The sequence below is a fragment of the Desulfosporosinus sp. SYSU MS00001 genome (assembly GCF_049943955.1).
Taxonomy (GTDB): Bacteria; Bacillota; Desulfitobacteriia; order Desulfitobacteriales; family Desulfitobacteriaceae; genus Desulfosporosinus.
In genome coordinates, this window is sequence record NZ_JBNFTW010000003.1 from 237622 (window position 1) to 256309 (window position 18688).

At 40.1% G+C, this 18688-nt stretch carries 15 protein-coding genes; 10 read left to right on the plus strand and 5 right to left on the minus strand.

The genetic code is table 11. The features are described from left to right. The first annotated feature begins 266 nt into the window (after nucleotides 1–266). The 3 genes from asrA to asrC are packed head-to-tail and all read left to right on the plus strand — an operon-like array spanning nucleotide 267 to nucleotide 3092. Nucleotides 267–1277 (plus strand): anaerobic sulfite reductase subunit AsrA, encoded by a 1011-nt coding sequence (asrA, locus tag ACPUYX_RS07675; RefSeq protein WP_426379142.1) that lies wholly within the window; start codon nucleotides 267–269, stop codon nucleotides 1275–1277. After that, nucleotides 1270–2091 carry an anaerobic sulfite reductase subunit AsrB gene (asrB, locus tag ACPUYX_RS07680; RefSeq protein WP_426379143.1) on the plus strand — a complete coding sequence of 274 codons (822 nt, stop codon included), beginning with the start codon at nucleotides 1270–1272 and terminating at the stop codon, nucleotides 2089–2091. The genes asrA and asrB overlap by 8 nt, the downstream gene beginning before the upstream one ends. Before the next feature lie 14 nt (nucleotides 2092–2105). Beyond that, on the plus strand, nucleotides 2106–3092 hold the full coding sequence (asrC, locus tag ACPUYX_RS07685) for a sulfite reductase subunit C (RefSeq protein ID WP_426379144.1): 987 nt from the start codon (nucleotides 2106–2108) through the stop codon (nucleotides 3090–3092). A gap of 12 nt (nucleotides 3093–3104) precedes the next feature. On the opposite strand, the gene ACPUYX_RS07690 is transcribed toward asrC, so the two are convergent. The 4 genes from ACPUYX_RS07690 to iorA all read right to left on the minus strand — a co-directional run bounded on the left by ACPUYX_RS07690 (nucleotide 3105) and on the right by iorA (nucleotide 8241). Further along, nucleotides 3105–4229, minus strand: a complete 1125-nt coding sequence (locus ACPUYX_RS07690) for an NAD(P)/FAD-dependent oxidoreductase (RefSeq protein ID WP_426379145.1) — start codon at nucleotides 4227–4229, stop codon at nucleotides 3105–3107. Nucleotides 4230–4629: 400 nt separating this feature from the next. Then, nucleotides 4630–5856: a phenylacetate--CoA ligase family protein gene (locus ACPUYX_RS07695; protein ID WP_426379284.1), complete on the minus strand. Its 1227-nt coding sequence runs from the start codon at nucleotides 5854–5856 to the stop codon at nucleotides 4630–4632. 9 nt (nucleotides 5857–5865) lie between these two features. Further along, nucleotides 5866–6453 carry an indolepyruvate oxidoreductase subunit beta gene (locus tag ACPUYX_RS07700; RefSeq protein ID WP_426379146.1) on the minus strand — a complete coding sequence of 196 codons (588 nt, stop codon included), beginning with the start codon at nucleotides 6451–6453 and terminating at the stop codon, nucleotides 5866–5868. Further along, the gene (iorA, locus tag ACPUYX_RS07705; RefSeq protein WP_426379147.1) at nucleotides 6454–8241 is read right to left on the minus strand and encodes an indolepyruvate ferredoxin oxidoreductase subunit alpha; all 1788 of its coding nucleotides are present in this window, start codon (nucleotides 8239–8241) and stop codon (nucleotides 6454–6456) included. It lies immediately after the preceding gene. Nucleotides 8242–8971: 730 nt separating this feature from the next. Between iorA and ACPUYX_RS07710 the strand changes: the two genes are divergently transcribed. Both ACPUYX_RS07710 and ACPUYX_RS07715 read left to right on the plus strand, forming a co-directional pair. Then, nucleotides 8972–9898: a ubiquitin-like domain-containing protein gene (locus ACPUYX_RS07710; RefSeq protein WP_426379148.1), complete on the plus strand. Its 927-nt coding sequence runs from the start codon at nucleotides 8972–8974 to the stop codon at nucleotides 9896–9898. 215 nt (nucleotides 9899–10113) lie between these two features. Beyond that, complete coding sequence (locus tag ACPUYX_RS07715) at nucleotides 10114–10968, plus strand: SGNH/GDSL hydrolase family protein (protein WP_426379149.1); 855 nt, start codon at nucleotides 10114–10116, stop codon at nucleotides 10966–10968. Nucleotides 10969–11561: 593 nt separating this feature from the next. On the opposite strand, the gene ACPUYX_RS07720 is transcribed toward ACPUYX_RS07715, so the two are convergent. Continuing rightward, on the minus strand, nucleotides 11562–12464 hold the full coding sequence (locus tag ACPUYX_RS07720) for a GDSL-type esterase/lipase family protein (RefSeq protein ID WP_426379150.1): 903 nt from the start codon (nucleotides 12462–12464) through the stop codon (nucleotides 11562–11564). A gap of 321 nt (nucleotides 12465–12785) precedes the next feature. On the opposite strand from ACPUYX_RS07720, the gene ACPUYX_RS07725 reads away from it, so the two are divergent. The 5 genes from ACPUYX_RS07725 to ACPUYX_RS07745 all read left to right on the plus strand — a co-directional run bounded on the left by ACPUYX_RS07725 (nucleotide 12786) and on the right by ACPUYX_RS07745 (nucleotide 18686). Next, nucleotides 12786–13265: a DUF4358 domain-containing protein gene (locus ACPUYX_RS07725; protein ID WP_426379151.1), complete on the plus strand. Its 480-nt coding sequence runs from the start codon at nucleotides 12786–12788 to the stop codon at nucleotides 13263–13265. 46 nt (nucleotides 13266–13311) lie between these two features. Further along, the gene (locus tag ACPUYX_RS07730) at nucleotides 13312–14718 is read left to right on the plus strand and encodes an MBOAT family O-acyltransferase (RefSeq protein WP_426379152.1); all 1407 of its coding nucleotides are present in this window, start codon (nucleotides 13312–13314) and stop codon (nucleotides 14716–14718) included. 72 nt (nucleotides 14719–14790) lie between these two features. Then, complete coding sequence (locus ACPUYX_RS07735; protein ID WP_426379153.1) at nucleotides 14791–15915, plus strand: DHHW family protein; 1125 nt, start codon at nucleotides 14791–14793, stop codon at nucleotides 15913–15915. Nucleotides 15916–15958: 43 nt separating this feature from the next. Then, nucleotides 15959–16777: a GDSL-type esterase/lipase family protein gene (locus tag ACPUYX_RS07740; RefSeq protein ID WP_426379154.1), complete on the plus strand. Its 819-nt coding sequence runs from the start codon at nucleotides 15959–15961 to the stop codon at nucleotides 16775–16777. Nucleotides 16778–16985: 208 nt separating this feature from the next. Continuing rightward, on the plus strand, nucleotides 16986–18686 hold the full coding sequence (locus ACPUYX_RS07745; protein ID WP_426379155.1) for a LytS/YhcK type 5TM receptor domain-containing protein: 1701 nt from the start codon (nucleotides 16986–16988) through the stop codon (nucleotides 18684–18686). Nucleotides 18687–18688 lie beyond the last annotated feature (2 nt).

Sequence of the window (18688 nt, forward strand, 5' to 3'; positions counted from 1 at the left end):
GAATGATGGATCTACCCCCACCGAAGCAAGGTAAGGGAACCACTCTCACTTGTATGAAGTGGGAGTCTTGCGATTGGATAAATTAATATGATGTTCAAATTACAGTCAGAAGTTTAACTGTTCTGGCTGTTTAATTTTTAACAACTTTTTTAGGCTGAAAAGGTTAAGATCTAAGGCAAGTTTTTTGTGATAACAATCACAGTCACAAAAAGGTTTAGGGCTTATACTTAACGTTGAAGTAAAAGAAATCAAAGGAAGTGTGAACTTTGGGCTATAGGTTTACCGCCGCGGCGTTTAATCAGCTTCTTGAGAGTCTGAGGGAAAAGTACCGAGTCTATGCTCCGACGTTATTAAAAGGCAAAGGCAAGTTTTCCGATACCGATTTGGTAGGGTATGCTGAAATCTCAAAAATTGAAGACGTTGTATTTAACCAAAAATCCTATTTTTCTCCTAAAGAAACCTTTTATCCTATGACTCAGAGACTCTTCTATTTTAACGAAAATGGGTTTAGTGAATCTGTTGTTGATGAAAAAGGTATGATTGTTTTCTTGCGTGCTTGTGACATACAGGCGGTAGAACGTCTGGATAAAATAATGTTAGAAAACGGTCCCTCTGCGGATTATTACTATGAGAGACTGAGAAACAAACTAAAGATGATTGTTATGGATTGTCAGGAGAGCTTTGACAGTTGTTTTTGTGTCAGTATGGGGACAAATAAGACTGAGAACTACAGCGCATCTGTACGCTTGGAGAACGGTGCTTATCTAAGTGATGTCAAAGAAGACATTGAAGGACTGTTTGCTTTCCATGGTGAGACGATTAAGGTGTCTCCTAAGTTTGTTGAACGTAATAAGCAATTGGTAAAGGTTCCGGAAAATCTAGTCCTTGGGTCCGTAGCTGCAAATCCAATCTGGGAGGAGTATGGTTCACGCTGTATTGCCTGTGGACGCTGTACTGTCGTCTGCCCCAGCTGTAGTTGTTATACAATGCAGGATATTTTCTATGACGATAACCCCAAGTGCGGAGAGAGACGACGGGTTTGGGCCAGCTGTCATATCGATGGTTTTACAGATATGGCTGGGGGGCACAGCTTTCGCCGCAATAATGGAGAACGGATGCGTTTCAAAGTTATGCACAAAATAAAAGACTTTAAACAAAGATTCGGAGTTCATATGTGTGTCGGATGCGGACGTTGTGACAATGCCTGTCCTGAATATATCTCCCTGGCTCACTGCATCGACCGCCTGGGCAAAGAGGAGGCAGGAAACTGTGGTTAAAAACAACTATTTACCCTTTAAGTCCAAAATTCTCGCTAAATATCAACAGACGGAACTGGATTGGACCTACCGTTTAGAGTGCCAGCTGCAACCTATGGCTGGTCAATTTATGGAAGTTTCCCTTCCCGGAGTAGGGGAATGCCCAATTTCCATCAGTGACTTTGGGGATGGCTATATCGAAATGACCATTCGCCGGGTTGGCCAGGTGACAGTGGGTATTGATAAGCTGGCTCCAGGAGATTACCTTTTCCTGCGAGGTCCTTATGGGAACGGGTTTCCTCTGGAGTCCTTTTACGATAAACATTTGATTATCGCCGCGGGCGGAACAGGACTTGCTCCTGTCAAAAGTGTCATTAATTACTTTTATGCCCGTCCGGAACTATTGCAGCGGTGCGATATTTTAACCGGTTTTAAAACCCCTAACGATGTTTTGTTTAAACGTGATTTAGATAAATGGGCACAAACATTCAGAGTTGAAGTTACCGTTGATAAACTTGATGAGTTTGGAAACCTCGAAGTAATCGCCAATTCCTGCAGCCGCAGAACGGGTCTTATTACTGCTTTGATTCCGGATGTAGAGATACCCTCCCTGGAAGATGTGCGGGTTATCATCGTTGGTCCGCCGGTCATGATGAAATTCACTGCTCAGGAATTCCTGTGCAGAGGCTTAGCCAAAGAGAACATCTGGGTTTCTTTTGAACGCAAAATGTCTTGCGGCCTTGGCAAATGCGGTCATTGCAAGATTGACGAAACGTATGTATGTTTGGAAGGTCCGGTATTTAATTTTGCTCAAGCGCAAACTCTCTTGGATTAGTTGGAGGGATTAGGATGACAATTAATACAAAAAAAGTTATGAAGAATGCTTGGCGGATTACGAAAGACAGAAATCTTACCTGTCTGCGCCTAAGGGTACCCGGAGGGCATTTGCCGGTAAAGCTGCTTCCGCTGATCCAGGAAATAGCCGAACGCTTCGGCAATGGGGAAGTTCATCTCACGACAAGACAAGGCTTGGAAATTCCCGCTATTCCTTTTGAGCAGATGAAGGAAATTAATGCTCTCCTCGTGCCATTTCTTGAGGAACTGGAAGTTAATATCGGGGTGCTCCTCGAGCAGCCTGCTCAGGGTTATCCTGCAGCTGGGACGCGAAATGTGGTAGCCTGTATCGGCAATAACGTTTGTACTAATGCTGTGTTTGATACGACGGCTTTAGCTAAGGATATCGAGAAAATTATTTACCCCAATAATCCCCACGTCAAAATCGCAGTCACCGGCTGTCCCAATGACTGCGTAAAAGTTCATATGCATGATATCGGCATTATAGGACAGGTTGAACCACTTTACGATGCTCAGCGCTGCATTAACTGTCAAGCCTGTGTTAAAAATTGTGCCAAGGTTTCTACCGGGGCTCTTTCCATCGTCAACTATAAAGTGAAACGAGATGCTTCCCGCTGTATAGGCTGCGGCGAGTGTGTTTTGAAATGTCCGACAGGTGCCTGGACTCGGGGCGGACAATATTATCGGGTTGTGGTTATGGGCAGAACCGGGAAAAAGAATCCCCGTTTAGCCGCTCCATTTTTGGAATGGGCAGAACGAGAAGCAGTCCTGCGGCTGTGTAATAACCTTTATGATTATATTGGTAAGCATATTGACCGCTCTCTTCCTAAAGAACATGTTGGCTATATCCTGGATCGCACAGGCTATCCTGTCTTTAGAGAGGAGATGCTTAAGGGAGTTGAATTGGGCCCGAAAGCAAAAACAGCCAATTATTTGGATTTTGCGGGGTATACCTATGATAAGAAATGTCTTTTTGACTGATTTGGCAAATCATTAGGACATTAAACCCTTTACTTTTTCAGCCAACGTCAGGGAGGAGGTTAAACCGGGCGATTCTATGCCGATGAGGTTGATTAACCCTTCAAAACCGCGTTCGGTTTCATGACAGACAATGAAATCACGAACGGGATCACCCGGGGCCTGAATTTTTGGGCGTATGCCAGCCATATCAGGCAAAAAATCCTCAGAGTCTAAAAATGGCATATACGTTGTGACGGCATTAAAAAATTCCTGGCCATGTGCTTCGTCAACATCATAATCCAGCGTTTCGGTGTAGATAGCATTGGGACCGAACCTCATGCGACCATCCAAGGATTTGGTCGCATGTATGCCTAAACCCTTCAGTGCCTTGAGGGGAGGCGGATAAATAAGATGTGACACCAGTGCGGATTTGGAGTTCGGAACACTAAAATATTCTCCTTTGCAGGGATAGATGCGGTAACCGCTGTTATCAATGTCAATCCCCAGGAAGGAAGGAATTTGATCTGAGCTTAAGCCTGTACAGTTGATGAGCCACTGACAGCGCAGCGCTTCGAGTTGGTCTTCCGGATTGCGGTAAGTCACCTCAAAGCCATTATCTATGTGTTCAACACCTTGGACGTTATGCTGATAGGCTATGACGGCTCCTTGTTCAAGAGCTAACCATTCAAGTCTTAACATCAACTGGTGAGAGTCAACTATCCCGGTAGAAGGAGATAAGACGGCGGCGACCGCGCGAATGTTGGGCTCTAATCTGGCGATCTGATCGTTGTCGATAAGTTCCAGATCATTAACTCCGTTCTTTTGCCCCTGTTCCAGGAGGGAGTCCAGTACTGGGATTTCCTGTTCACTTCGGGCAATAATTAATTTTCCGATTCGTTGATGAGGGATATTCCAAGCCCGGCAAAAGTGATAAAGGCGTTGGTTGCCCTCAACACATAGGTTTGCCTTGAGACTTCCTGTTGGATAATAAATACCTGCATGGATGACTTCGCTGTTGCGGCTGGAGGTTTCCTGCCCAAATTTGCTATGCCGCTCAAGCAAGACCAGAGAACGATCTGCGAAGTGTTTTGATAGTTCCGCGGCGACGGCTAAGCCGACTACTCCCGCTCCGATAACAACAATATCTACTTGCTCCATAGCTACCGTCCCTTTTTATCAATTGTTAGCATAAAATTTCTTAGATATTACTAGCCCTATATTATAATTATAAGCGTTATATCCCGGTAATTGTCAACATTGCCAAACTCCGCTTGATTGTATTTTTAGAGAGTGAACTTGGAACCACTCCCACTTGTAGAAGCGGGAGCCTTACGATTGAATTAGAGTAAAGCCCGAGAACTTCCAGCAATTAGGATTTTCTCGGGCTATTTTATATTATCCGAAAGTATAATCAGAAATTATAATCTTCAGTTTTAGACTTCCATCTAGCTTCAATGCAATTAACCTGCCGCTTTCGCCAGAGGCTAACAAAAGCACAGACAGTGCTTGCGAGTGCCGGCTAAGGTTTCCTTTATATCATGCTTTTTAAGCCAAGTGTTTAATATCTGTTATCGAAAATACGTGTGGATTTCTTCTCACTTCGGGGAAGCTCTCCAATAGCAACAGCCTTTGGCACAATAGTGATTCCGATTTTTGCTTTACAATGTTGCTTGACGTTCTGTTCAATAACTCGTTTATCGGCTTCATTCTCCGTTTCAAAGAACACCGTCATAATATCTTTCCCATTCAAATGGTCAATAATGACCTGATATTCACTGCTTGCTCCTTCAACTTCCCGCAGCATTTCATCAATTTGTGCCGGAAAGATGTTTGTTCCTTTTACTTTAACCATGTCGTCGGTTCGGCCGATAAGGGTATCGATCCTGGGATATTTCAAACCGCAAGCGCATTCTCCCGGTATGAACCGCGTCAGATCGTGTGTGCGATAGCGAATGAGCGGAGCGCCTTCTTTGCGGAGAGTTGTAATAACTAATTCACCGATCTCCCCAAAAGGAACCGGTTCGCCGGTATTATGATTAATAATCTCAAAATAGAAATAGTCATCCCAATAATGCATACCGCATTCTTGATCACAGCTCATAGCTATGCCGGGTCCGTAGATTTCAGTCAGGCCATAGATATCATAGAGCTGAACTCCGAGTTCATTAGCTATGCGGCGGCGCATTTTTTCGCCCCAACGCTCTGAACCTATAATACCTTTGGTAAGATGAATTTTATCTTTGACTTTGCGTTTGGTAATTTCTTCTGCCAAAAGCAAAGCATAGGAAGACGTGGCACATAATACCGTACTTTTCAAATCTTTCATCATTTGAATTTGCTTGTCCGTATTCCCTGGTCCCATGGGAATAACCATAGCACCTAACAGTTCTGCGCCGGTTTGAAAACCTATCCCTGCAGTCCATAAGCCATACCCAGGCGTGATATGGACCCGGTCTAAATTGGTTAACCCGGCAGTTTCGTAACAGCGTTTGAATATCTCTGCCCAATCAGCGACATCCTTTTTTGTATAGGGAATAATTACCGGAGTGCCTGTCGTGCCGGAAGAGGAGTGAATACGAACAATTTCGCTGTCGGGAACTGCCTGCAGCCCTAAGGGATAGGCCTCTCTTAAATCGCCTTTGTCGGTAAAAGGCAGCTTTTCAAAATCCTCTTGGCTCTGAATAGCCGTTACATCGATGCCTGCAAATTTTTTCTTATAAAACCCATCGACTCGGGAAAGTTTGACAAGCATTTCTTTAATGGCGTCAAATTGGGTCTGATTCATCATTTTAAATTACTCCTTTATGGCGGTTTTAGCGCCTGCACGCAATGCTTTTAGATTCATCGCAATAAATCGCTGCGGTAATTTTTTCTCAATGGTCTGCTCTATTTCTTCCAAAGAAATATCGAATACACCGACAGCTGCCGCCGCCCCCAACAGGGCGATATTTAAAACTCTAGTGCTGCCGCAGGCAGCGAAGATTGGTTCAACATCAATAATGACCAGACGTTTGACATGGCTTTTCAGGTAGTCAAGCATTTCTGTTCCTTCATAATTCGTGTTGGCAAGAGAGTCTGTAACCGGCTTGATATCTTTTTGGCTGACAATGACAATGCCTTCTTCTTTTAAATAAGGCAAGCTTCTTACCGCTTCGGCAGGCTCAAAGCCAATAATAACATCGGCGGACTTGAGGGGAACCAAAGGAGAATGAATCTCTTCACCAATGCGAACATGGCTGACGACACAGCCGCCGCGCTGTGCCATACCAATAGTTTCCGCTGTGCGGACGTTTTTACCCTTGTCCATGGCCGTTTGAGCAATGAGTTTCGATGCAAGTACCGTACCTTGACCACCGACCCCCGCTAAAATGCAATTAATCATTTAGTTTGCACCTCCGATTGCCTTAAATGGGCAGACTTGCGCACATATGGAACAGCCGTAACATAAGGAAGCATCAATGCGAACTTTGGCATTATCTTTAACAATAGCCGGACATCCTAATTCCTTAATACATAGTTTACAGCCTGTACATTTGTCGCTGTCAACGGAATAGACAGGTGCCGGATCGGCAACAGCAATGCAGGGGGATTTAAAGATAACAGCGGATATACCCTTGTTGGCGGCTGCTTCTTTGACGGCTGCGCTAGAGTCTTTGAGGTTAAAAGGATTCATCGTTGAGATATGCTTAACGCCAAGTGCTTTCAGTACTTCGCTGATCTTAATTTTTTCAGAAATGTTTCCCATCATAGTTTTGCCTGTTCCGGGATGGGGTTGGTGGCCGGTCATAGCAGTTGTTGAGTTGTCTAAAATGATAAGAACAATATCTGTCTCATTGTAAACGGCATTAATGACCCCAGGTATACCCGTGTGGAAAAAGGTAGAGTCGCCAATAAAAGCGAAATTCACCGCATCGGGTTCTGCTCGATGCAGGCCTTGGGCTATAGTAATACCTGCACCCATGCAAAGGCACGTATCAACCATGTCCAAGGGCTTAGCATTTCCTAACGTATAGCAGCCGATGTCACCGGAGAAAACGGCTTTTCGCCCTTTCATCGCTTGTTTTACGGCATAGAAAGAAGCTCTGTGCGGACAACCTGCACATAAAACAGGTGGTCTGACGGGAAGCGCGGGCATATCTTCAGAAGGTTTTGCAGGCTGAATTGAGATCTGTAAAAATTCAGCAACGGCCTTGCTGACTGATTCGACCGAATTTTCTCCGGCATTTTGTATATGCTGTGTCAGCTTACCCATGATTTTTACAGGTAAATGATGCTTTCCACATAAATAGACCAATTCTTTTTCAATAACAGGATCTAATTCTTCGATGACGAGAACTTCTTCAAGACCTGTCAGAAACTCCAGGGCTAATTTCTCCGGGAACGGATGCGGTGTAGCCACGCGGAAGACTTTGCATTCCCCCTTTAGGCTTGATAATGCTTCGCAAGTATAGGCATAACTGATTCCTCCGGCAGCAATCCCCTTTTTACCGTTTCCCTGTACGGAATTATAGCGATAAGACGAAAAATCCTCACTAAGCACAGGCTGTCGTGCTTCGATTTTTAAATGATTAAGATATGAAAGCCGGGGGAAAATAGCCCACTTGGGATCTTTAACGAAACCCTCGGCTTGAACTTCAAAGCGCTTTTCTTCAAGATCCACTGTGGCGTAACCATGACATACTCTGGTAGTTGGGCGGAATAACACGGGAGTATTATATTTCTCCGAATATTCGAAAGCATCCCCGATCATCAGATAGGCTTCTTCGGGAGAAGCTGGGTCAAAGACAGGTAATTTGGCAAAAATGCCAAAATGCCGGGTGTCCTGTTCTGTCTGAGAAGAGATCGGCCCAGGGTCATCGGCAACGACGATGACCATGCCTCCTTTGACGCCTAGGTAAGCCAGACTCATTAAGGGGTCTGAAGCTACATTTAATCCAACCTGTTTCATAGTTACCATGGTTCGGAACCCGGCGTAGGCCGCGCCGGCGGCGACTTCCAACGCCGATTTTTCATTGACAGACCACTCAACATAGATGCCGGGATTTCTCTTGGCGACTGTTTCCAGGATTTCAGTTGAAGGCGTACCGGGATATCCAGTAACGACTCCGACTCCGGAACGGATTGCTCCCAGAGCGATAGCCTGATTCCCCATTAATAACTCTAATGCCATAGTCTTACCTCCCTGATAAGATTTTCAAAATCATAGGTTACCTGAATACAAAAAAGCCATATCGCCCACATAAATATGGGGCGATATAGCTCGCGGTGCCACCCAATTCAGAAACCGTCACTTCCTCAGAAAGTCGGTCTCTCTTCAAAAGGTACGCAACATAGGTGTAAAACCCTAGTATTAATACCCTTCCCTTGTAACGCAGGGACAGACGGCGCGGGATAGTTAAGCATTGCTTTTTTTCCCTGCTCCTCCCAGAACCATTCGCTGATTTCCATTGTACCGGACCTTTCACCGATTGCCGGCTCGCTTTTCAATATTCATCAGTTACTTTCTCTGATCATAGGATTTAATTTAAAATTTACTGTAATTTTAGATGGAATGAGTTCCTTTGTCAATAGGTACTCTTATCTCTCACGGGCAGATGCAGCCAAATACTGAACGTGCCGCAGGTATTTTTGTGGCTAAAGAATTTACTTATTATGGAATAACTTCCTATTAGTACAACTAATATTTACTTAAACGAAATTATATGCTACAATAAGCCAATGTTAGGGTGACAACTTCGTCAAACCTCCTTTGTTATCATTTAAGTGGGGTGAGTTTCATAGTAAGCTTAAGAATCAAATGTTCAAATATTTTTGCGAAAATCAGAGGTGATCTTAAATTAAATAGAAAAAATATACTTAAAACTATCTTATCTTTAACATTAACAGCATTTTTTGCTGTTGTGATTATTATTTTAATCACAAGAAAATCCATTTGCATTATTATTAATGGCAATTCAAAGAGCGTCATTACCTATAAATCTAATGTAAGTCAAGTATTATTTAGCGAAGGTATTAAATTATCTCCTTACGATAAGGTTACCCCAGCGCTGGATTCTAAAGTGACTAATCATTCGACCATAAATGTAAAACATGCCGTCGCTATAAATCTAACCCTTGGAGGGAAAGAGACCACAAAATACTCTCCTGAGGATAATGTCCAAGACTTCTTAACCTCGCAAGGAATCGTCTTGGGTTCGGAAGATAAAATTACCCCTGAAAAAGATGCTAAATTGTACGATGGGATAAAGATTGATGTGGTTCGAGTTGAGCATAAGTCTCTTTCTTCCCTGGATACGGTTGCCTATAATACCATTAGAAGACCTGACAGCAGTTTGCCGAATACTTATGAACAAACTGTACAAGAAGGACAAAATGGAGAAAAACAGACTATATTTGATGCAATTTATGAAAATGGCAAAGAAATTTCAAGAAAAATTATAGATGAGCATTTTACGAAAAAGGCCGTTGATAAAATTGTAGTTGTTGGCACCTTTCCTTTAATGCCCGTATCCAGAGGCGGTCAACAAATCGATTATAAAAAAGTTATTCAAGTTAAGTCGACAGCCTACTATGCTGTTTATGGTGTTGGCAGGACTAGCACTAGTTCCGGACGAATGGCAGTGAGAAATCCGGACGGATATAGTACGATTGCCGTAGATCCCAGTGTTATACCCTATGGAACTAAAGTTTTTGTCGAAGGTTATGGTTTTGCTGTTGCCGCTGATACCGGTACGGCAATCCGAGGAAATTGGATTGATGTTTTCTTTGATACATCTGCGGAAGCCCGCAGATGGGCTGTTAAATATGTAAATGTATATATTCTTTAAAATCCTCCCATAGCAACTATAATCGAAATGGTTCTAATAAGTACGGATTATGAAAACTCTAGCGGGAAGCTAGAGTTTTTTTGATTTTGAAGCATGTTTTGAAAACAATGAGGGGTACAAGTAAAGATAATGCAGAAAAGCTAGTGCATCAGTATCCATATATGGTAGAATATGTAAGCGATGTTACACAATTGCCGAGAGGAGTTGTAGGATAAATGGCTAGCTTAAGAACGTGCAAACACGTAAAGAAACCCATCAAATGGTACTTATCGCTAAAAACCACAATCGTTACAGGGCTATTGTTTTTATTAATCTTTGGTTTCTTCTTGCCCTTAAGAGCTGGAAAAGCAAACAATCCCACGCAATCTTCTGATTCAAAAGTAAAGGAAACCCCGACCCAGACCCAGACCAAAACTAATACTAATACTAATACAATCCCTCCTTCAGTGCCCTCAACTCAAACTATTGTTCAAGCCGAATCTCAATCGAGATCTTCATTATCGACGGTGGCACCAAGCAAGGAAATAAAGGCCGACTTTTCAAATGCAATATTTGTCGGTGATTCAATAACATATGGATTTAAGAAATCTGACAATACTGCGGTAAATCAAGGCCACGTTTATGCCAAAATTGGGGCTCATGTTTATGAAGGGGCTAAACTTTTGGGGGACAATAGCGATATAATCAGGAGTCGATGTAACGGTTCGGTAGATTACGTTTTCCTTATGTTTGGAGCAAACGATTTTGGCTATGATATGAATTCCTACCAAAAATGGTATAAAGAATTAATTGAATACACAAAAAAGATGTTCCCCGAGGCTAAAATTATTTTACAATCTGTAATGCCTATGAAGAGTACCATTGATCAACCGCAAAGGAATTTGGAACCACAAAAACTGAATAAGATTGTAAAAGCCGTAGCTGGTGAAGAAAATGTAAAGTATTTAGATGTTTCCAATAGTATTCCTAATGCCACAAATTTACTTCGTTCCGATGGACTGCACTTCAAATCAGAGTTGTATCCTCTCTGGATTTCGGTAATTAGAAATAATGCTAAACAACTATTATAATTCTGTGACTCCCAAACAATAAGGCCGCTGCATTCGAACGATTTCGTTCGGTTTGGCAACGGCCTCTTTTAAAGGTCAGACTTTGGCATTTGGCACCTCAAAATCCAAAACTTTTTAGCTTATTTAGGGACTATTTTGCTGCTAAGTTAACGGGTATTTTCTTTTCCACAGAATCTTTTGTTTTAACATATACAGGACAGCCCATAATGTACATTAATAGTTGTTTTTTCATTTTAAAACACCTCTTTTTTGTTCATGAAATAATTATCACATATAAAAAGGTAATTTACAATACCTGGAAAGAAGTTTATATTTTAAAACTTTATAGAATGAGTTAAATACTTTATTAAGTTGCATTTTTCACTAACTAACAAATTTAACATTTATAGAAAATTATAAACGTATTTGAAATATTACTCTTTTACATAAATATTATGGTTTGAGAAATTATTGAGAAAAGTGGGTTAGTTCGGGAATATCTCAGCAGAATAATTGAAAACTAAGATTAAAAAATAAATGCCATTGCTTCGTGAAGGTTCTTGTCCTTTGAGCAACGACATTTATTTTTACGTTTATTTAAATATGGTTATCCGCTATAAGGCATTGTTCTGAAGAAAATTTAACCAAGACGTATAAAAGGATGGTTTATAGTGGATTCCGTCATTGGCATAGTAACTAGGATTAAAATTTACCAAGGATGAAGGATTAATAAATCCGACATTTTCATTGTTGGCTATCTGGAAGATCGCCGAATTATATTCGTCAACATTATCATTATTTAAAGCTGGATTTCTTTGAGTTGCCTGGTTTTGTACAGGAAGGATAGATTGTACATATATTTTGGCATTAGGGCATTCGGCTTTGACGGTATTTATTAAATCCGTATAGTGTTGAGCAAATTGAGCCTTTGTATAGTTCCCCACGTCATTAACTCCGCACATAATAAAAACTCTTTGGGGATTCTGTTTTGCCGCCGAATCAACCAGCTGCTTAACCTTGTCAGTACCAATTCCAACTTGGGCATAAACCTTGGAATCATCTAATAGTTTGTAGGCAGATAATCCTTTCGTTATTGAATCACCTAAAAACACATCATTATTAAATGTCTTATTGTAATTGCTGTTAGCTGAGGTGGAGTATATGGGCTGGTTCTGAGAATAAATTCGGGCAACTTGATTCCTGTCTTCAAAAGGCTGCGAACCGGTTTCAGGTTCAACAGGTTCAAGTAGTGTATGGGCAATTAAATTAGTAAGAAGTTGACTCGTGAGAGTATTATTATTGGCACTTAATACATTAGTAAATGAATTATCCGAATTATCAAGGCTTGAGAAATCGGAGTCGGAAAGACCGGTAGAGTTTTCGGTATGTAAAAGTTCATACTTTAAGAATTCTTCAAAGCAATTTAAAACCGCAGGTAGTTTGTTTTCGCTGGAAGAATCTTGATTAAGAGTGCTGGATTGGAGTAAGGTCACTAAATCAGGATTAGATATATACATTAAGATATATCCTCCTTTCCGAAACAAAAAATTAAAGTCTAATGTCTAACGTATAACATCTTCATCTTGCCTGATTCTATCGCATAGAATCAGGCAGTTTTTTTTGCGGTATTTTGCTATAAATATACTATTACGAGACGCCTAAATCAAGATTGGAATTGGAAAATTCACCGTAATAATAATGTAAACTTACTGTAATAATACTGTAATAATTTGCGTCTTGACAAGGTTTTCAGATTAATATAGCCTATACTCATGAGTTTATTCACATATTACCAAGAAAATTGGGTACTTATTTACGAAAACGGGGGATAAAGGGAAATGGTGAAAAAGTTTGGAATTATTTCTTTAGTGCTGTTAATTACAGTCGTAACCTTAGTTGGATGTGGTTCATCGCCAACGGTAGCGGCTAAAGACCCTTCTGCAGCTGATATAGTTCAGAAAATCAAACAAACGGTTGATATTTCTAAAATGAGAGTTGCAGATGCTGCAGAATTAAAGAAGTTATATGGAATAAATAGTGATGAACTTTCTGATTTTGCACTTTACACTGCACCTTCTAATATAAAAGCTGATGAATTAGCTATATTTAAAGTTAAAAATTCTAATGATGTGCAAGGTATTAAAGACCAAATTACGAAACGAATCAATAAGCAAGAAAAGAGCTTCGGCGGATATCTTCCTGATGAGACATATCTTGTTCAGCATAATATCGTCAAAGCGAAGGGGAATTTTGTTATCTTAATAATCTCCAAGGATGCTGACAAGATTTCCAGTGCAATTGATCAAGTGCTTAATTAATTCACTTAGTGGTTAATCTAATTGATTTCGTTTAGGAAGTGGCAATTTGGTTTTTAGCAGTCTGCTTTTTATCTTTAAATTCTTGCCCATTACTCTTTTCTTATACTACATTGCACCAAAGTCCATCAGAAACATTATTTTAATTCTGGCAAGCTTAATATTTTATGCTTGGGGAGAACCTGTCTATATCGTAATTATGCTCTTTGCAATAGTTTTTGATTATACTAATGGGCTGATCATTGAAAAATATTCTGCGAATATCGTTGTAAAACGATTGGGCTTAATTGCGTCTTTAACGGTAAATCTTGGCCTGCTGAGTTTTTTTAAGTACTATGGCTTTTTTGCCAGCAATTTTTCGGCCTTATTTCATCTTAATTTAACGGTTAAAAGTCTTCCTTTACCTTTGGGGATTTCCTTTTATACATTTCAGTCCATGTCTTATATTATTGATGTTTATTTGGGGAAAGTCCCTGCCCAAAAGAAGATTTTAGCATACGCTACTTTTGTAACTATGTTTCCTCAACTGGTTGCCGGACCGATCGTACGATACATCGATATATCTAAGCAGATTGACAATAGAAAACAAAACTTAGTTCAATTTTTAGACGGCCTTGAGCTTTTTATTATTGGACTGGCTAAAAAGGTTTTGCTTGCTAATAATATTGGGATCTTATGGAGCAGCATCAAGGCAGTCCCGCAGGGGGAAATATCTATTCTCACAGCATGGATAGGAATTATTTCCTTCACCTTTCAAATTTACTTTGATTTTAGCGGCTATTCTGATATGGCTATTGGTCTTGCCAAGATGCTTGGTTTTGAATTAAATATAAACTTTAATTACCCTTATATCTCTAGGAATGTCACGGAGTTTTGGCGGAGGTGGCATATATCTCTTGGTACTTGGTTTAGAGAATATTTGTACATACCTCTTGGTGGTAACAGACAAGGCAAATGGAAACAACTGCGGAATTTATTTGTCGTTTGGTTTTTAACAGGCTTTTGGCATGGAGCTAACTGGAATTTTATTGTGTGGGGTTTATACTTCGGAGGTTTTGTAGTACTTGAGAAGTTCTTTTTATTAAAATGGCTCAGCAATAAACCTAAGTTTATATGCCATGTCTATACGCTTTTGGTTGTCATTGTTGGCTGGGTATTTTTTGAGTTTGACAACTTAACGCAAGGGTTAGGGTTTATTAGAACAATGTTTGGAATTGGAACTAATAAACTGATTGATGGGCATTCATTATACTATCTCTATACTAATAGCATTTTGCTCGTTATACTTGCCCTTTGTTCCACACCCCTTATGCGACATTTGCTGACTAAATTTAAGAAGTCTATGAAAGTAACTGGAACTATTGCTATTCCCATTGCCTACATGCTCATTGTCGTATTATGTACTGCCTTTTTAGTTAATGAAAGCTATAATCCATTTCTATATTTCAGATTCTAACTCAACTTTCTCTTGAAGGTTGAGTTAACTATGTGCTGATAGTTATGTAATTTTGGGGAAAGAAGAATTATTTTGAAGAATTATAGTTTATCATATAAATATTTTTTAGGGATTTTAATGGGAATATATATCCTCTTACTTGTATTCTTTAATTTGATATCACCGATTAAAACCTTCTCGGAAACAGAGAATAGGGACCTTGAACAGAAGCCGGTCTTTTCCTTGGAAAACCTCTTTCAGGGACGGTTTACTAAAGAGTATGAGAAGTACATCGAAGACCAATTCGTATTAAGAGATTTGTGGATCGGAATTAAAACGGACTGTGAAAGGCTATTGCTTAAAAATGAAAGTAATGGCGTATTCTTAAGTCAGCATAACTACTTAATCCAATCGTACATTAAACCTAGCACTCAAAGTTTTAAGGCTAAACTAGACACCATTAATCAGATTGCAGCTCAAGCTCCCTTGGCAAACAAATATTTAATGATGGTTCCGACGACAGCAGAGATATTAAAGGATGATCTTCCAGCTTATGCACCAACGGACAGCGAAGCAGCTGCTCTTAATCAGACGAAGCAGTTACTTGACAAAAGTATAAAATTTGTTGATGTATCCGATACCTTGAATTCGAAAAAGAATGATTACATTTTCTACCGAACAGATCATCATTGGACGTCGAAGGGTGCTTATTATGCTTATCAAGAGCTTTCAAAGTATATGGGCTTTAAAGCCTATGATGAAAGCTATTATACTATTAAGGATGTCACTGATAATTTTTTGGGTTCATTGTCATCGAAAAGTGGTTATCAATTTCTAAAACCAGATAGTATTGAACTATACGTACCAAAAGATGAAAAAAGTTATACAGTGGATTATGTTGATTTAAATAAAGTTACTGATACGATCTATGATCTGAAAAGTCTTCAGACAAAAGATAAGTACAACGTGTTTTTTGGCGGAAATTACGGTCTGGTTAAAATAACGACCAGTGTTCCCGGCGGGAAAAAGCTTTTAATAGTTAAAGATTCCTTTGCTAACAGCTTAATCCCTTTTCTCATGAGTCATTATAGTGAAATCTATGTTGTCGATCCAAGGTATTATGAGGATGACATAAGTAAATTAGTTTCAACGAATAAGATCAATGATCTGCTCATTTTATATAATGTCAATACGTTTTATAATGACTCATCCAATTAATTTGATGATTTTAAGATAACTATGGGCACGGGGGTAGAAGCTTATGGATATTAGTAAATTAAAACGCTGGCCAATAATACTGGGCGTGATAATTTTTGTTGCAGCCGTCACAGGTGTTTCAATTTTCGTTTTTGCCGGTTCTAATAAAGTTCAGGCTTCTGGCTCTCTACAGAGTCCTGCAACTGGAAACAATCCAATCGCCGATTCCTCCAACAAAGAATCGACGGCTCCAGCAAATACCTCTCAAAAGGATTCCCCTAATACTGCTGATGCGCAAGAAACAAAATCACAACCCGTAACTTCTGCCAATGAACCTGCGACTCAACAGGCATTGAATTTTAAAGAATTCTTTAAGGATGATGCTTTCCTTGGTGATTCTATAACGGAAGGTTTATCATTTTATGATTATTTAGATGACAGCAGAGTTATTGCTGAAATGGGTCTTAGTATTACTAAAGGTATTGATGAGTCTGACAAAGTCATCGCTCTCAAACCTAAGCGTGTCTTCATACTTATCGGTTTAAATGAAGCTGATGACAGAACTTCAAGCAAAGTCCTTGTAGACGACTATACGAAATTAGTAGAAAAGTTAAAAGCCAATCTGCCAAATTCCCAAATATATGTCACTTCCATGCTTCCTGTTTTGGAGAACGTTGTTAAAAACCCTCACCTTAACAATGCTCATATTAAAGAATGTAATAATGGACTCATTGCGATGACAAATAAAGAAAACGTAAATTATGTTAATTTAAGTTCGATTTTGAATGACAGCAATAAAAACTTATATGAAGATGATGGTATTCATTTTAAATCGGATTTTTATCGTATGTGGCTAACCTATCTGGAGAACCTTCTTAAATAGCTCTTATTTTATTCACTCGACTCTTTACCTAAGAACCAGCGCGCCATGTCCAATCTAAATGAAGGCATGGCGCGTTGGTTTAATTGCATTTTATGAGTGTTTAATTATTAATCTTCTGGAATAATTTTGCTTTGAGTTTTAAATAAATTTTCTTTAGGATAAGGTTAAACGCTTGTCAAAGCGAAACTTCATAAAGGGAGGCTTGGAAATGTATTCAAGTCTTTTTAAGCAGCTTGCCTTAAACACAGGTTTTATAATAACTATTGCCTATTTATTAAGCCTAACTTCCTTATTCAAAAAGACAATACAAGGAATGATTAATACGAAAGAAAAAGCCATTCTCATCTTACTATTTGGAAGTGTAGGGATTGTTGGGACGTATATTGGTCTGCCCACAAAAGGAGCTTTAGCAAATTCTCGAATCGTGGGAGTTGTCGCCGGAGGACTTTTAGGCGGTCCGATTGTAGGTTTGGCTTCAGGGATTATTGCCGGGGGGCATCGAATTCTCTTAGGGGGATCAACAGCCTTGAGCTGTGGAATCGCGACAGTACTCAATGGTTTTTTAGCCGGGGTACTAAGTAAACATGCTTCCAACAAAATGTTAACTTGGAAGCAAACAGTCCTAATTGGTATCGGTTCTGAAATTCTGGAGATGGCGATGATTTTGTTGGCTCAACCCACCTCTGCAGGTTGGGATGTCGTCAAAACTATGGGCCCTCCCATGATTGTGATGAATGGAATAGGAATTGCTATTTTTTATGGAATTGGGCAAAAGTCTATTCTTGAAGAGGAACGAATTGGTGCTCTGCAGGCACAAAAAGCATTATATATCGCGAACTTGACTCTCCCTATCTTACGGCTCGGACTCAATGAAGAAACGGCCAGGAAAGTCTGTGATATTATTATTGAACGCTCCGATTTTACTGCTGTATCGATTACCGGAGATCATAATGTATTGGCCCATGTGGGCAAAGCGGCGGAGCACCAAACAGATGCCCTGGGTTTTATGGCTAAAGAGACGATGGAGAGTATACGAACGGGTGAAATAAAATTGGCTGTGAGTGGGGAAGAAAGCGGATCTTTTGAGAATACTGGCCTTCAGGGTTCGGCTTTAATTGTTCCTTTAAAGTTCAAGAACACTGTTGTAGGTACGCTCAAAATATACAGGCAAGGAAAAGGAAGTCTGACGAAAGTTGATTGGGAATTTGCCGAGGGGCTTGGGCAGTTATTTTCGACACAATTGGAACTGTCAGCTTTAGAAACAAAGGACCGCTTGGTTAGCAAAGCCGAACTGAAGGCCCTCCAAGCCCAGATTAATCCTCACTTTCTGTTCAATGCTATCAATACCATTGTGTCTTTCTGCAGAACAAACCCTGGTAAAGCTAGAGATTTATTATTACAGTTAGGTGACTTTTTTAGAATAAATTTGCAGAGCGGCGATCGTTTTGTCTCCTTGCGGGAGGAATGTGATCATATTCGTGCTTACTTAGCAATTGAGCAAGCGCGATTTTCCGATCGCTTAAATGTCCAAGAGCAGATAGCGGAGGAAACTTTAAATTGGCAAATTCCAGGATTAACACTTCAGCCATTAATTGAAAATGCCATTAAACATGGGATTTATCCTTTAAATTCAGGCGGACAGGTGATTATTTCGGCTGTTGAGGAGGAAGGCTATCTTGTGATAAAAATCACTGATAATGGAGTAGGTATACCCGAAGAGACCTTAACATTATTGCAATCAGGAATAACCGTTCAAAGTAAAGGGTTAGGCATTGGCCTTAAAAATATTGAACAGAGATTGAAATATGCCTACCATGGGCAGGCAAAATTCACGATTAACAGTGATCTTGGCAGAGGGACTGTGGTGACTTTGAAAATTCCTGAAGTATCCCATTTGGAAATCGCCTAAGG